We start from the raw sequence: 15,569 nt of genomic DNA, 5'->3' as shown, positions 1-15,569 counted from the left end.
ACGGCCCGGCCGTCCGCGGCGGTGACGGTCTGCGGGTCAAGCGGGGCGATCAGGCCGCGCAGCGCGTCGGCGCGCCGCTCGTCGGTGTGCGGCAGCCGGGCGCGGACGCCGCGCTGCGCTGCGCGGGTGTGCGTCGTAGGCCGCTTCGGGGGGATCGTGCTCATGAGGTCACCTCGCTGGGACGGTCGCTGTCGCGCAGGGCGGTCTTGAGGGTCCTTCCGGTGCCGGAGAGCGGCAGTTCGTCGCGGAAGTCGATCAGGCGGGGATCCTTCACGAGGGCCGGCGGCGCGACATCGGGGTGCTCGCTGAGGACGTCCTCCAGCAGCACGGCGAGGTTGGGCACGGATGGACTCCCCAGTGGTGCGGGATGAGGCCCAGGAGCCTCGAACTCGGTGTCGGACAACGGGATTCGGCGGGCTTCGACGGCTCCGGGCCGTGCTCGGTCCCCTCGACACCGGGTGTCGTCCGGTGGCCGCACCGGCCGTGGCGGCGACCGCCCTCGGGGCGCACCGGCCGTGGGACCTGACGCGGAGCGCGGTAGGCCGGCTCAGGGCGGGCATCCGCAGCGGCTCTGAGGCCCCCGCACCTGTGCGTGCGGACCACAGTAGGGTCACCCCGGACCACGAACAATGAGGTCAAGAGACAGCGAAGGGCGGTGTGGTTGTGTCCGGACCACAACCACACCGCCGAACGGAGGCACAGCGCCGTGACAACGGTCCCCCCGCCGGACGCCCGCGCCATCCTCGACCGGGTCCGCGTGCACATCGACGCCATCGCCCGCGACAGCGGCCAGGACCCGCTGCTCCAGGGGATGCCCGAGGACATCGCCCGTCACGAACTGCCCCTGACCGCCCGCCGCTACTACTCGACCGCGCTGCGTCTGATGCACTCGGGCCGACAGCTCTCCGACGCCGATCTCGACCTGGCGCGCCGCCGGGCCGCACAGCGCGCCGAGGAGGGCATGCCGCTCGACCTGGTCCTGCACAACTGGTCACACGCCGCCAGGGTCCTGTGGCAGGCCTGCATCGACGCGGCGGGCGACGACCTCCTCACGGGCCTCGGCTATCTCGGCCACCAGCTCGCCGCGTTCCAGGACGTCGCCGTAAGGGCCGTGACCGAGAGCTATCAGGCCCGGCAGGCGGCGCTGCGCGACGAGGAGCTGGGCGCCGGCCGGCTGATCGCACAGGCTCTCCTTTCCGGGCAGGAGACCCGGCACGAGGCCGCACGCCTGGGCCTGACGCTCGCGTCCCGCTACGCGATCCTCACGCTCGATCCGCCCCCACTGGCATCCCCGCCGGGCGACCGGGTCTCGCGCCAGGTCGCCGCCCGCCGCCGGGTCAGGCTGCTGGCCACGGCACTGAGCCGGCACAGCGGACACGGCGCCCTGTCGGTGCTCGACGCGGACCGCGGCCAGGTGCTGCTGCCGGTGGCCGCGGACGAGGGGCAGGACGCCGTGGCCGAACGGGCGCGCGTCCTTCACCTCGCCGTGCGCACCGACACCCGCCTGGACATCGTCGTCTCACTGACCGATGCGGCCGAACTCCCCCAGCTGCCCCAACAGGCCCTGACCGGCGCGGAGCTGATCCGGCTGGCGCGCGCGTCCGGGGGCATCCCCCACGAGCGAGTCCACCGGATCGCCGACCACGCGCTGGCCTTCCAGCTCACCCGCCCCTCGCCCGCGCAGGCCGTCCTCACGGCGCGCCTCGCTCCGCTGCGCGCACATCCGGAGCTGCTCGCCACCCTGCGCGCCTGGCTCGCTCAGGACCTGGACCGGGCCCGTACCGCACGGTCCGTCAACGTCCACACCAACACCGTGAACAACCGACTCCGCAGGATCGGGCAGCTCCTCGACACGGATCTCTCCTCCTTCACCGCGCTGGCGGAGATCGCCGCGGCGCTCACCCTCGACGTGCACCGGAACAACGACACCGGGTGACACCGACGGGCACATCTTCCGTAGCCGCCGTGCGCTGCATGGCGGCGGGCCGGCTGGAGCGGACGGCGGCGGAAGCTGTCATGTCACGACCGGCCACCGACAACCGCCTCGTCCCCCGGACCATCGCCCGGCCGCACGGCGGCGATCGCTGCCACCGGTGCGCGCACCCCGGCGAGGACCGGTAGGGCGAGGAGTCCGACCGCCCCCATGAGCAGGTAGGAGACGAGGGTGCTGTCGAGCGTGAAGCCGACGACGGTACTGACGACCAGTCCGCCGAGGTTGCCGAGCGTCCAGACCAGACCGGAAGCGATCCCGTCGCCCCCTTCGGAGTGCTGTTCGACGAGTTCGAGGACGATGGCCATCATCGGAAGCAACGCCAGGCCGGCGACGGTCAGGCCGACCTGGCCGACCGCGAAGCCCGGCGCGACCCCCAGCGCGGCACAAGCGACGACGGCCGCCACGATCCCCATCAGGCAGATCCGGATCTGCGTGCCGCGCTTGGCCGCGAGGACAGGGATCACGGCGCTTCCGACCACACCAGCGAGCACGCAGGCAATCACCATCACCCCCACCTCGCCGACCGAGACTCCCTGGGGCTCCAACAGTGCCTGGGTCCAGGTGGTCAAGGCGACGAAGATCCCGAACGGGACGAAGGTGAACAGGCACAGCTTTCGAATGACCGGGCTGCGCCACGTGGTCACCACATCGCGCAGCCCGGCCCGCCGGGCGCGCGCGGCGCCCTCGAACGGCGCCGGCCTGCGCAGGGCGACCACCAGAGCGACTGCCGCGACCATAGTGAACCCCGCATGCACCGCGATCAGCGATGGCAGGCTGCCGACGGTGGAAAAGAACACGGGCAGCAGGAACGCCACGACGAACCCGGCCCACGTGCACGCGGTCGCGGCCGCGATCCCCACCGGACGATGCTCGGGCCTCAGATAGCTCCGGCTCAGCCCGACGATGCCCGTCAGCACGATCGGCCCGCCCAGGGACGCCATGACGCCTCCGGCCATCATCCAGGTGAACGAGTCCCCGCCGAGTCGCAGGCAGGCACCGGCCGCGGTGAGCACCGCGCCCAGGATCAGCGCACCACGTAGGTGCCGGTCGAGGAGGAACCCGGCGGGGACGGCCAGGACGACGAAGGCGAGCACGAACACGTTGGCCAGCCAGCCGATCGCGGCCTGCGACACGCCGTACCGCTCGGTGGCGACGGTGGTGACCGGAGCGAAGGTCAGCCAGACCATCTGGGTGGCCGCGGCTACGAGGGAGAACGCCGCGAGAACGCCCCAGCGACTGTTGACGTGCATGTCGAACTCCAAACCGCGGATGTCGCGCAGCGGTGGGCCGGCGACGGAGAGGTGCCGCCACGACGGATGATGTCGCGGCGGATCGTGAGTGCAGTTCTGTGGATCAGTACGCAGAGCGGAACGCCGACCGGTACGTGGAGCGTCACGTGGATCAATACGCGGAGCGTCACGCGGATCAGTACGCGGGCGGCGACAGGACGGGCGCGAAGTCGCCCCCGCAGAAGGAGGGTTGACGGCACCCGTCAATGCCGCCCGTGCACGTCAGGAGAGCGCGTCGAGGGCTTCGTGGGCGGCGCGGCGGCCGGAGCTGATCGCCCCGTCCATGTAGTTGTTCCAAGCCTCGGCGGTCTCGGATCCGGCCCAGTGGATGCGGCCGGTCGGTTCGGCAAGGGCCTTGCCGTACTGGGTCCAGACGCCCGCCCCCAGCCGGCCCCCGTAACAACCGCGGGTGAACTCCTCCTCGGCCCAGTCCCGTTCCACGTAGTCGAACGGCTGCGCGGCCTGCGGGCCGAAGTACTTCACCAGCGTGTCGACGACGAGCCGGCGACGTTCGTCGGGGTTCAGGCGGCCCGCCGTACGGGCGTGCGCGCCCTCGAAGAACCCGACGAGCACACCGCAGGAGGCGTCCGGCGGGGAGTTGTCGAGGACGACGTTGAACTCGTCCGTCAGGCTGAGCGCAAAGCCGTTGAGCCCGTCCTCACGCCAGAACGGCGCGTCGTAGGCGACCTGCACCTTGATGACGTGACCCGCCGGTACCTGCTGGGTGAGCCCGTCGCGCCTGGCCGGAAGGGGCGGCACATAGCGGACCCGGCCGGCCAGCGTCGGCGGCAGCGTCACAATCACTCGGCTGCCGGTGACCTCACCGCCCTCGAACTCGACCCTGACCTGGCCCTCCTCCTGGTGGATGGTGCGGACCACACAGTGCGGACGCACCCGGTCGCCGAGCGCGGCGGCCATGCGTTCGGCGATCAGGTGGCTGCCGCCCACGATGCGGGCCTCCTGGGCGCCGCCGGTGGTGGAGACCAGCCGGTTGAGCCCGTGCCCGCCCCGGACGAACCGCAAGAAGTGCAGGAAGGACATCTCCGCGGCCTCCGCGGAACACAGGGCCGGGACGAGGAGCAGCAGGAAGCGGCGGGCCAGCGGGTCCGAGGTGTTCGCGGTCAGCCAGGCATCCAGCGTCTGCCCGTCCAGCTCGGCGGCGCGCGGGGCGTCCCAGGCCGCCGCGAGCGGTACGGTCTGCGCCAGCCCGTCGATCTCGGCCTGCAGCCGGCCGACCTCGATTGCGGTCTCCAACGGCAGACCGAACGTCTCGTCCGCGTAGCGGACCCGCTCCCCGCCGGGCAGAACAGTGACCGCCTCTCCCACGTCGTAACTGGGGAATGTCTCGAGGCCGAGCTCCTTGATCAGCTCCAGGACCACGTCCTGGGTGGGCCCCACCCACTGACCGCCCATCTCGACCGGCACGCCGTTGCTCAGCGTGCCGCCACAGGTCCGGCCTCCGACCCGGTCCCGGGCCTCCAGGACCACCACGGACCGTCCCGCCGCGGCCAGGTCACGCGCCGCGGCGAGTCCCGCCAGTCCGGCTCCGACCACGACCACATCGACGTCAGGCATCCACCCTCCAGAAAGTAGAACGCTCGTCCAACTTCTGGCGGGACGCTAGCGACGCCTCCGGAGGCAGCACAACCCATCGATCGGCAAACTTGTCGGCTTGCACCGCGCGACCCGCCGCCCGATGGTCCGCGGACGGACGCTCAGGCCAGCGACCGCACGCTCGCCAGGCCGATCAGCATGTCGGCCGTCAGGGCGAGGTCACGGCGCGACCGCGTCGTGTCCGGGTCGCTCAGGAACTGCAGGATGATCCCGTCGACGGCGGCAACCAGGACGCGCGCCAGAGCCTCAAACGGGACAGCGCTGACCTCACCGGCCTTGCCCGCGGCTTCGTGGAACCAGGCAGCCGCAACCCTGCAGTAGCGCTCGAACTGCCAGCGGGCGAGGTGCTCGAGGCCGGGGGTGCGCAGCGCGTAGATGACCAGCTCATATTGCATCAGCTGAAGCGGCCGGTCCTCGACGACCAGGCGGGTCCAGAACGCCTCAAGGCCGGCCCGGATCGCGTGTTCGAGCCCCATGTCGGTGTCCGCCGCGTCCTGCAGGATGTCCGCGATCTCATCGGTGACGTCCTCGATGACCGCCTGGAGCAGACGCTCCTTGGACGAGAACACGTACGTGACCGTCCCCAGCGGCACGCCGGCCTCCGCGGCGACCGCCCGCAGCGTGGCCCCCAGCACGCCCTCACGGGCCAGCACCCGACGTGCGGCCCGAATCAACTGGGCGCTGCGAACCGAAGCCTTGACGTAGCCCATCTCAAACCTCAACTTGGTCGGGTGTACGAGATTCTCGCACGATGTCGAAGACATCACCGATGCACACCACCGACCACGCACGGATCGCCTCCCATGAGGACCAGCGCCGCCAGGTCAAGCGTCACCACCGAACCCTGCCGGCAGCTCCACAGGCCAGCGACCCTTGTCCGCAGGCTCCAGGATCGCCACGCACTCCACGTCGTGCGTCATCGCGCAACCTGCGGAACGAAACCAGGAGGGAATCCGATCAGTTCAGAGCTACGCGGAGAGCATGTCCAGCAAGACGCTCGCGTGCGTTACGTGCTCTCGGTGTCGGGGTACGAGCAGGTGTACGCCGACACTTGGTGTTGATGACTTCGCCTTCCGTAAGGGGCGTCATTACGGCACCGTGCTCATCGACATGGCCACCCACCGCCCCTTGCACCTCTACGACGGCCGCGAAGGTGAGGATCTGGCCGCCTGGCTCCGCGACCACCCCGAGGTGAACGCCATCTGCCGCGACCGCTCCGGTGGATACGCGGAGGGCGCGCGACTCGGGGCACCACAGGCCCAACAGGTCGCTGATCGCTATCACCTGTGGGCCAACCTCGGCCAGGCGGTCGAGAAGTCGGTGAATTCCTATCGCTCCCGTCTGGCCGAGCCGGCGCTGAGCGCCGCTGAGAACCCTGATGCCCTGGGGGCGGAGCCGGAGGAAGTTCAGCCACCTTCGGAGCTGAAGATCGTGACTCGGCTGCGTGAGCAGCACGCCGCCGTCCACGAGCTGTGGGCCACGGGCATGTCGAAGGCGGCGATCGGGCGGAAGCTCGGGCTGCACCAGGCCACCGTCCGCAAGCTGGTCGACGCCCGCTCTGCGGACGATGTCGTAGCCAAGAGCCTGCAGCGGGCACATATCGTCGATCCGTACGTCCCTCACTTGCACCGGCGCTGGAACGAAGGCATCAGAAACGCCGCTCAGCTCCACCGGGAGATTCAGCAACTCGACTATCCAGGGGGCGAGTTGGCTGTTCAGCGTCATCTGCGACGCTACCGAACCGGGCGCGGGCACGCACCCCTGCCGGGTCCGAAACCGCCGTCGGTCCGCGAGGTCACCTCCTGGATCATGACCCACCCCGAGCACCTGCGGGACGAGGATGCCGACAAGCTCTACCACCTGCGCGAACGGGATCCCGAGCTCGACCGGCTCACTCTGCATGTCAGGAAGTTCGCCGCGATGATGACCGGACTCCACGGCGACCGCCTCGAGGGCTGGATCGCTGACGCCGAACAGGACACCCTGGTCCCGCTCGCAGGCTTTGCCCGCAATCTCCGCCGTGACTTCGATGCCGTCCGTAACGGACTTTCCCTGCCGCACAGTTCCGGCGCCGTCGAAGGCAATATCAACCGGCTGAAGATGCTGAAACGTCAGATGTTCGGTCGGGCCGGCCTCGATCTCCTACGCAAACGCGTCCTGCTCGCACGGTGACCCCGAACCCATGGATCACAAGATCGTCGACAGAACCCGAATCTTCACGTTGATGGCGTCCACGAAGACCACAGGATAGACGCGATCCAGCGGACGTGACTGCCATTCGGCCATGCCCTCCATCACCGCGTCGGTGATCGTGGAGATGGTCTGCTTGGACACCTCCGCGCCATACACCTCGGCCAGGTGAGCCGATATCTCCCCGTGCGTCAGTCCTTTCGCGGACAGCGAGAGCACCATCTCATCGACGCCGGTCAGCCGGCGCTGCCGCTTCTTCACGAGCTGCGGCTCGAAGGTCCCGGCCACATCGCGGGGCACCTTCACCTCGACCGGGCCGACATCCGTCAGCACGGTCTTCGAACGGGTTCCGTTACGGCTGTTGCCGCTGTTCCTGCCTGCCGTGTCGTGCTTGTCGTAGCCGACGTGATCGGTGATCTCGCCCTCCAGAGCGGACTCAAGGACCCGCTTGGTCAGCTGCTGCAGCAGTCCACCCGCACCGGTCAGCTGCAGCCCGTCGGAGCGGGCACGGTCGACCAGCATCGCGATCAACTGCTCGTCCGACACCGCCTCCGCGGCCGACTCGACGGCCGGCTCCTCCACGGCCTCCGGCCCGGTGATGGTCTCGCTCATCTGGCGTCTCCTTGGTCATCGGATCCGCCGTCTATTGGACACTCCCTCACCGGCGCACAGAAGCATGATCGCCGTTCACGGAAATCTTGACTGAGCCAGTCTTCAGGAACCTGCGACAGCGTGTGGGCGACAATGGTGTTCACGCGATCACGGTCCCTCTCCGTGCGGCAGTGGTCCCGGTCGCTGCGGACCGACGCTGTGCCCGGGAGAGGTCACTTCGAGGCAAAACTGTGACGGGCCACGGCCCTTTGCGGCCGGGCAGGCTTCTTATCAGGCCTCCGAGGTGGGCCGGGTCGGCGCCGGTCGCCCGCCATAGTCCGGCAGTTCATAGGCAAGGCACCCTAGAGGGGCCACTTTAGTCACGAGCCACGACCACGACGAGGCGACCGACGTCAACCCTGCCAGCCGGACCCGGACCAGCCAGATGAAGACTCACGGTCTTTGGTCAAGGAAACGGGGGTGCGTCGAGTCGGTGAGCCGGGGCAGCTTGGCGGGGTGGCTGATCTGCTGTGGGATGACGTGAAGTGCTTCTTCGACCCGGACTTGATGGGGTCGCTGTCGGATGTGCGTGTCCCGGATGCCTCGGTGGAGGACTGGCAGACGGTCCTCGATCTCGTCGCGGAGAAGGGCTGGAAGTGCCAGTACTCCGAGGGAGAGACGGTGCTTCCAGCGCCCCGGGCGGAGGCCGTGCTGTCCCGCCCGGCGGGTCTGGCCCAGTGCAGATGTATTGGCGATCTTCCGTTTCCATGCTGCCGATGAAGTCGACTTCGACGTCGACCGCGAAGAGGGACCGGGGCGGGACCGTCACGGGCCTGTCCTCCCGCCCCGGAGACAAAGGGGCCAGCGGGTGGGCCTGGCACTTGTGGCCCCGGCCGGTGTGACGGGGGAAGCGACATGCGGTACCGGAGCCATCCAGTGCAACGATCGAGTGCGGCTTGCGTCACGGTGCACCGATTCTTGAGGCATGACCCCAACTCTCTCTGCAGGCACGGTTGTTACATCTGAGGGAGACCCCAGGGGGTCGAGCGGTCGCACCGTGAGATGCCTGGGGCCCCCGCGGACATCAAGGTCAGCGGAGAGGGGCTGCTGGGCGGCATGCGACAGCCCGTATGTACGGAGCGTGACGCTAGCAGGGCTGTCCGATGACCTGATGCCGGGTCATGAACCCGCATATATACGAGAATTCGCACGTCACGGCAGCACTGACGGAACGGTGCCAGTCATCGTAGACATGAGCCTGATGTGACTGTGCGTTACACTGTGCGGGTGAAAAACGACCTATTGGGCCCGTAAATTCTCGCTAAGAGTGGATATACGGCCATTCATCATATTTCATGATCGTCATGAAACACAGAGCGAGACAAGTAGCCCTGCGCAGTGCGGCTCTCGCCGCCTGCGGCCTGATCGCACTCGCCGGAGGCGCCTCTGCGGCCTCCGCGCAGGACGGTCCGGAGGACACGGTCCAAATGTCAAAGAAGCTCACACAAGAGACTGTTGGCGCGGAGGTCGAGTATCACTATCAGATCACTCTGACCAACAAGTCGGAGACGACCGCCCAGGGGGTCCACGTTGAGGACAACCTCAGCAACGTCCTGGACGACGCCGAGTTCAAGCAGCAGGTGTCGTCCACCACGGGGGTCGTGCACCGGGAGGACAGCGTAGTCACGTGGGAGGGGGACATTGGAGCCCACGAGACGGCCACGATCACGTATGTGCTCACGCCCAAGCCGGACAAGGGCGTGCTCGAGAACCAGGCCGTTGCCTCGTGGATGGGCAAGACCTCGGCGCTCTGCTCCAGCACCTACGACACCAGCGCGTCGAGCGACGCCACGAGCGAGACCAGCGAGTCCACCAGCTCGGGAGAGGCCGGAACGTCTTGCACCGTGAGCGTGCAGGCACCGCAGACCGAGCAGCCGCCCTCGCAGGATGTCCAGAAGCCTCCGGCCACTGCTGAGACACCCCCGAAGGCCTGCCCGCCGCAGGCAGCAAACGGAGATGCGGCGCAGGGCGGGGCGGGACGTCCGGTCGGACCGGACGGTAAGCCGTGCGTTACCGCCCCACACGCGGGCGGTGGTGGAGCAGCCCAGGAGCTGGCGGCAGCCACAGTCGCGGAGAAGGCCCAAGCCGAGGACCCCAGCACGGGTTCGATGGCCGCAGCCGCTGCCCTGCTGACAGGGGCCGCAGCCATGATCTGTCGAGGCGTCATCAAGCGACGCCGCCGGACCGGTGACTGACCTACGTGAAAGGCAGCTCGGGGAAGGCTCCCCGGCCGGTCTCGGCATGCGCCACCGACCGGCCCCGAGCCTTCCCCGGCAGCCAACCAGGGATGCCTGGAACGTCCGAACGTATCGGCTCCCGCGGCCACTCACCCGCAAACAGCGACTGGCTCGGACGCTCAGTGCGGTCGCTGTGCTGCTGGCCGTTCCGCTGGGCATCACTCAGTGCTCGGGGCCGGACCCACAAGAACGCGCCCGCCCGACACAGGCGCCACTGCCTCACTCTCAGCCGAAGAACCTGACGGTCACGAGCATTGGAGTTGACGCGAAGCTGGTTCCGATAGGACTGGCCAAGGACGGTTCGCTGGGAGTGCCGGCCAAGAGGGAACTCAACACCGCGGGCTGGTATCAGGGCAGCGCCAGTCCCGGAGAGCCGGGGCAAGCCGTCCTGACCGGACATGTCGACTCCGACAAACAGCGGTCGATCTTCTTCCGGCTGAGCGAACTGAGCAAAGGAGACAGGCTCGCCGTGCGGCGGGCTGACGGCCGGACCGCGCACTTCACCGTCGACGAGCGGAAGTACGTCAGGACCAAGGACTTCCCCACCGGCCAGGTGCTGGACAGAAGCGGGAGTCCCGGCCTGTGGGTCATCACCTGCGCACCGCCGTACGACAAGAAGACTCACAGCTATCAGAGCAATCTCCTGGTGCACGCCCGCATGACCGACGTCACCGGGAGCGCCGGGCGAATCCACGCGAAATCTAAACCGGGAGAAAACCGACTATCCCGATTTTGATAGAACCGGCTATTGCGTCGCGCGACTGATGAATGCGTGGCAACGGCGCGAAATGTCTCACCACTCGCAGACAAAAATTGCCTTCACGTAGTCCTTATGCGAATCCGTAGCGTACTCGCATAGGCTCAGACGACAAGGATGGTTTAGTGCAACCAAGATGGCTCAGGAGCGCCGCCACCCCCTTGGCCGCGCTCACAGCCGCCGCCACTGCATGGGGCGGCGTCATGCCTGCATCCGCGACAGCGCAATCCCGCGCAGCGGATACAGGGGACGGCACAGTGACCGTGCGCGTAGTACACGAGGTGAACGCCAACGGGGCATGGGACAACGCACTGGAACCCGGTTGGAGCGATGTCAAGGTCACGCTGACCGATGACAAGGGGAACCAGGTCACCGGTGCCACTGGCGCTGACGGCACAGCGACCCTCGCCCCTGGGACAAAACTGACCGGCGGGCGATACCGGGTGCAGGCGGATAACCCTGACCCGAAGGTGTACTCTCCGGCCTTCGCCAGTGTCGAGGGCCTGGCAGGGGCGCCGACGAAGCTGTCCTCCAATGAGGAGTTCGTCGACCTGTCCGGTGGCAAGAACGTGCAGATGACGACCGGATTCTGGAATCCGGGCGACTTCTGCCAGAAGAACGCTCTGCTGGCGACGGCCTGTCATAACAGCACGGTCCCCAACAACCGCTTCGGGACCGACACCAGCGACCGGACCCTGCTCACCGAGCCGTACAACGCACGCGGCAACGACAACCAGACCACTGATCTCGCGCGCGAGGACCAGACTGGAGCTGTCTACGGCATCGGCTACAGCAAGCAGAAGCGGTGGATCTTCAGCGGCGCGTATGCCAAGAGAGCCACGGCCTATGGACCGGGCGGTCCCGGCGGGGTCTACCTGACCGACCGGGCAAGCGGGGAGACCTCGCTGTTCACCAAGGTACCGAACGCCGGATCGACCGAGCACGCCCCGCAGACCAACATGGACTGGGGATTCCGGACGGCCGTGGGCCGCGAATCGCTGGGTGACGTAGAGGTGAGCGAGGACGGCAGCGAACTCTACGTCGTCAACCTTGCCGACAAGAAGCTCTACGTCTACGACGCCACCCAGAAGACCGCGGACGCCCCCAAGGCGAGCTATGCCATCCCAGACCCGGGCTGCGCCTCCGCTGCGGACTGGCACCCTGCCGGCCTCGGTGTCCAGGACGGCAAGGTGTACGTCGGTGGTGTGTGCTCGGCAGAGACCAGCAAGCAACGAGCCGACCTGCGCGCCGTGGTCATGACGTTCGACGCGGCAACCGGAGCGTTCAGCGCTCCGGTTCTGAACCAGCCGCTGACGTTCCCGCGCGGCGAGGCCCAGTCCGGCATGAACGTCCCGGGCGACTGGCTGCCGTGGCGTGACGACATCACCTTCGGCGAGGCCATCAAGGGGGTTCCTGGCGGCAAGAGCTCGGCGAAGCCGATGCCGATGCTGACCGAGATCGTCCCGGAGACCAACGGCGACCTGGTGCTCGGCTTCCGGGACCGGTACGGCGACCAGGGCGGCCTCCAGATCCAGTGGGGGTCGAACCCGAAGAACGTCATGCAGACATTCGCCACCGGTGACATCAACCGGGCCTGTCCCGGCGCCGGCGGCACGTTCGTGATGGATGCCAACGGCGGCTGCAAGAACAACGGTCAGGCGTCCACCAACGGCGGCGAGGCCGCGAATGTCAAGGAGTACTACCCGGGTGAGCATCGCATCAAGGGAGCCCACCAGGAAGTCTCCATGGGCGGCATCGCGCTCTCCAAGGTGGAAAGCACCATCGCTAACACCTCCATGGACGCCAACGACCAGGTGGGCACCAGTGGTACCGGCTGGCTGGACCGTGCCAACGGCACTCGCACGGCCCAGAACCCCGGCAATCAGCTGACCAGTTCGTTCGGCAAGTCCGGTGGCATGGCCGACATCGAGGTCCTGTGTGACCTGGCCCCGCTGCAGGTGGGCAACCGGGTCTGGATCGACACCGACAAGGACGGCATCCAGGACCCGGGCGAGGACCCGGTCAAGGGCGCCACGGTCAACCTCTACGATGCCGACGACAAGGTCATCGCGACGACCAAGACCAGTGCGCGTGGCGAGTACTACTTCGACTCGACGCTCATGAAGAACGTGCCGGCCGAGGCGTGGAAGCCGGAGACGGACTACCGCGTCGCCGTGGACGCGCTGGCCGACTACGAGGCGGGTGGCCCACTCGCGGGCATGTCGGTCACGAAGGCCGAGGCCGGCGACAACGAACTCATCGACAGCAACGGCACCGTCCCCAAGGGTGGGAAGTACCCCGAGTACTCCTTCACCACGGGCCAGGCGGGCGAGAACAACCACAGCTACGACTTCGGGTTCATCACCGAGAAGCCGTACACGGCGACGTCCACGACGACGGACCGGGACACCAAGAAGCCCATCGAGGACGTTCCGTGCCGCCTGTGGGAGGACACCAACGGCGAAGATGGCCTGCAGACGTCGGGGAACAACCCGGACAAGCAGGTTGGCGAGGCTCAGAAGACGGACGCCAAGGGCGTCTGTTCGTGGACCGAGCTGCCGAACGGTGACTACTACGTCGACTACCCGGAGACCCCAGTCGGTTACCAAGAGCCGGCGTCCAAGGTTTCGCCGAAGCTCCCGCTGGACGAGGAGAAGCGCGAGTACCGCACCGCGAACGACTACTCCAAGTCGCCGCTCTTCTCGCTGTCCTCGGTTGCCAACGAGGAGGGCACGGAGAAGCCGCTGCCCGACGCCGACCACGAGGTCTGGCAGGAGACAAACGACGAGCCGGGCCTGCAGCGTGACGGCGACACCCCTGACATGAAGGTCCGGGGCACCTGCACCACCAAGGCCGAAGCCACGGACGGTGCCACAGGTTCGACCAACGGCGAACCGACCGAGGCCGGCACGTGTCGGTGGACGAACCTGCTCGAGGGCACGTACTACGTCTACGAGTCCAAGGTTCCCGCGGGGTATGACGTCGTGGGCGACAATCCGCCGGCGCCGGTGACCCTGAACAAGGAGAACCCGACCGACGAGGTCGTCATCCCACACAAGAAGCCGGGAGCCGAGCCGCAGTTCCAGATCTCCTCGCGTGCCTTCGAGGAAGGCACGAACAAGTCCCTACCGGGTGCGGAATACCAGGTCTGGGAGGACACCAACGGTGAGAAGGGTCTGCAGCGCGAGGGTGACAACCCGGACAAGCAGATCCGCAAGGCGTGCACCACGAAGGAGTCGGACACCAAGGGCGCCGAAGGCACGCCCGAGGGCGAGCCGGTCGACGCGGGCGCATGTGCCTGGACGGAGCTGCCCGCGGGCACGTACTACGCGTACGAGGCGCAAATTCCCGAGGGTTACAAGCTGACGGCGGACGAGGTGTCCAAGCCGGTCACGCTGAACACCGAGAACCCGGACGAGCGTGTGGAGTTCCCGCACAACAAGCCGGTCGGCGCGCCGACGGAGAAGTTCGCTCTCTCCTCGGTCGCGATCGAAGAGGGCACCAAGAAGCCGCTTCCGGGCGCGGAGTACCGCGTCTGGGAAGAGACCAACGGTGTCAAGGGCCTGCAGTCGTCCGGAGACAAGCCGGACATGAAGGTCCGTGAGAACTGTGTGACGAAGGAGTCGGACACCGCCGGTGCCGACGGTTCGCCCGAGGGCGAACCGACAAAGGCGGGTACGTGTGACTGGACGGAGTTGCCGGGCGGCACGTACTACGTGTACGAGTCGCAGCTTCCCAAGGGCTACGACCTGACGGTCGACAAGACCTCCAAGCCAGTGACACTGTCGGCGGACAACCCGTACGAGCAGGTTGTTTTCCCGCACAACAAGCCGGCCTACACCGCCAAGGCCTGCGCGGTCGTCAAGGGCTCCGAGAAGCCCCTGGCCACCGCTAAGCACGCGGTGTGGATGGAGACCAACGGCGTGAAGGGGCTGCAGCGCCAAGGCGCGAACGCCGACACGAAGGTGCAGAAGACGCTCACCACGAGGAAGAGCGGCTGCAGCACCTGGAACAAGTTGACCGAGGGCAGCTACTACCTGACCGAGACCATGGCGCCGAAGGACTACCAGGCCCCGAAGTCGACGGTCAGCAAGATGTTCACGCTAAACCCCGACAACCCGACGCAGGCGAAGGTGTTCAGGCACTGCCACGAGCACGACGCCACCATCGTCACCAAGGACGCAAAGACCAGGAAGCCGGTGTCCGGCGCGGTCGTCGAGCTCTGGAAGGAGACCAACGACAAGAAGGGCCTCCAGGTCAAGGGTAAGGACAAGGACAAGCGCATCGAGACAGGCTGCGCTACCAACTCCAAGGCGGAGTGCACCTGGAAGGGCCTGGACAACGGGCGCTACTACTTCCGCGAGACCGACGTCCCCGAGGGGTACCTGATGGCCCGCAAGCTGGTCACCATGGTCCTCACGTGCAACGGCGACCACAACCACAAGCTGGCCCTGCACCACGACCGGGTCCCGCCGAAGGGCAAGAAGAAGTAACCCGCAAGGGAAACCATCGGGGCCGGAGCTAGCCTCCTCCCGTTTGACACACAACACGGACGGCCCGTCCACCGTTGACCACGGTGGGCGGGCTGTCCGCCTGTCCCCACACGCCGCCTTCGTAGTCTTGCAGCGGGGTCATCGCCTGGAACTGCACCGTCCGCCCTGGCGACTCGGTCATACCTGATCCCACGCAGGACACCGACCCGGACACGGCCCGCCGACGGGTGTGAGGTTCCCCTGCTGTGCGAGGCCCGCGTGATACGGCGAAGGCCATACTGCTTGAAGCCGAGTCTCCAGGGACGCAAGTCGTACGTCCTGCGACACGATGCCTGTAGTCGCAGC

At 67.5% G+C, this 15,569-nt stretch carries 9 protein-coding genes and 2 pseudogenes; 6 read left to right on the top strand and 5 right to left on the bottom strand.

Going from position 1 to position 15,569, the window contains the following annotated elements; all coding sequences use genetic code 11:
• Positions 1-160: 160 nt before the first annotated feature.
• Positions 161-343, bottom strand: coding sequence for a hypothetical protein (locus ACP4E5_RS30195; protein ID WP_425834112.1), 183 nt, complete (start codon positions 341-343; stop codon positions 161-163).
• 363 nt (positions 344-706) lie between these two features.
• On the opposite strand from ACP4E5_RS30195, the gene ACP4E5_RS30190 reads away from it, so the two are divergent.
• Entirely contained in the window at positions 707-1,936 is a 1,230-nt protein-coding gene (locus tag ACP4E5_RS30190) for a PucR family transcriptional regulator (RefSeq protein ID WP_425834110.1), read from the top strand.
• A gap of 83 nt (positions 1,937-2,019) precedes the next feature.
• On the opposite strand, the gene ACP4E5_RS30185 is transcribed toward ACP4E5_RS30190, so the two are convergent.
• The 3 genes from ACP4E5_RS30185 to ACP4E5_RS30175 form a co-directional block, all read right to left on the bottom strand.
• Positions 2,020-3,243 carry an MFS transporter gene (locus ACP4E5_RS30185; RefSeq protein WP_425834108.1) on the bottom strand — a complete coding sequence of 408 codons (1,224 nt, stop codon included), beginning with the start codon at positions 3,241-3,243 and terminating at the stop codon, positions 2,020-2,022.
• Positions 3,244-3,504: 261 nt separating this feature from the next.
• Positions 3,505-4,857, bottom strand: coding sequence for a flavin monoamine oxidase family protein (locus ACP4E5_RS30180; protein ID WP_425834106.1), 1,353 nt, complete (start codon positions 4,855-4,857; stop codon positions 3,505-3,507).
• 140 nt (positions 4,858-4,997) lie between these two features.
• On the bottom strand, positions 4,998-5,606 hold the full coding sequence (locus ACP4E5_RS30175) for a TetR/AcrR family transcriptional regulator (RefSeq protein ID WP_425834104.1): 609 nt from the start codon (positions 5,604-5,606) through the stop codon (positions 4,998-5,000).
• A gap of 163 nt (positions 5,607-5,769) precedes the next feature.
• Between ACP4E5_RS30175 and ACP4E5_RS30170 the strand changes: the two genes are divergently transcribed.
• Positions 5,770-7,068, top strand: a complete 1,299-nt coding sequence (locus tag ACP4E5_RS30170) for an ISL3 family transposase (RefSeq protein WP_425834102.1) — start codon at positions 5,770-5,772, stop codon at positions 7,066-7,068.
• Positions 7,069-7,104: 36 nt separating this feature from the next.
• On the opposite strand, the pseudogene ACP4E5_RS30165 reads toward ACP4E5_RS30170, so the two are convergent.
• Positions 7,105-7,608, bottom strand: a pseudogene (locus ACP4E5_RS30165) (transposase); the annotation flags it as partial.
• A gap of 585 nt (positions 7,609-8,193) precedes the next feature.
• On the opposite strand from ACP4E5_RS30165, the pseudogene ACP4E5_RS30160 reads away from it, so the two are divergent.
• The 4 genes and pseudogenes from ACP4E5_RS30160 to ACP4E5_RS30145 all read left to right on the top strand — a co-directional run bounded on the left by ACP4E5_RS30160 (position 8,194) and on the right by ACP4E5_RS30145 (position 15,224).
• A pseudogene (locus ACP4E5_RS30160) lies at positions 8,194-8,659 on the top strand (hypothetical protein).
• A gap of 382 nt (positions 8,660-9,041) precedes the next feature.
• The gene (locus tag ACP4E5_RS30155) at positions 9,042-9,932 is read left to right on the top strand and encodes a DUF7927 domain-containing protein (protein WP_425834100.1); all 891 of its coding nucleotides are present in this window, start codon (positions 9,042-9,044) and stop codon (positions 9,930-9,932) included.
• A 175-nt stretch (positions 9,933-10,107) separates the two neighbouring features.
• A complete protein-coding gene (locus ACP4E5_RS30150) occupies positions 10,108-10,710 on the top strand; it encodes a class F sortase (protein ID WP_425834098.1) in 603 nt (200 codons plus the stop codon).
• Positions 10,711-10,994: 284 nt separating this feature from the next.
• Positions 10,995-15,224, top strand: coding sequence for a SpaA isopeptide-forming pilin-related protein (locus tag ACP4E5_RS30145; protein WP_425834096.1), 4,230 nt, complete (start codon positions 10,995-10,997; stop codon positions 15,222-15,224).
• Positions 15,225-15,569: the final 345 nt, after the last annotated feature.

Source organism: Streptomyces fractus (assembly GCF_049844455.1).
GTDB lineage: Bacteria > Actinomycetota > Actinomycetes > Streptomycetales > Streptomycetaceae > Streptomyces > Streptomyces fractus.
Note: the sequence above shows the minus strand (reverse complement) of the source record. Positions and strands in the feature narration are given on the sequence as shown.

Excerpts from the sequence above, each read along its gene's own strand:
- ACP4E5_RS30185 (WP_425834108.1), bottom strand. The coding sequence starts at position 3,243 with ATGCACGTCAACAGTCGCTGGGGCGTTCTCGCGGCGTTCTCCCTCGTA.
- ACP4E5_RS30180 (WP_425834106.1), bottom strand. The coding sequence starts at position 4,857 with ATGCCTGACGTCGATGTGGTCGTGGTCGGAGCCGGACTGGCGGGACTC.
- ACP4E5_RS30175 (WP_425834104.1), bottom strand. The coding sequence starts at position 5,606 with ATGGGCTACGTCAAGGCTTCGGTTCGCAGCGCCCAGTTGATTCGGGCC.
- ACP4E5_RS30155 (WP_425834100.1), top strand. The coding sequence starts at position 9,042 with ATGAAACACAGAGCGAGACAAGTAGCCCTGCGCAGTGCGGCTCTCGCC.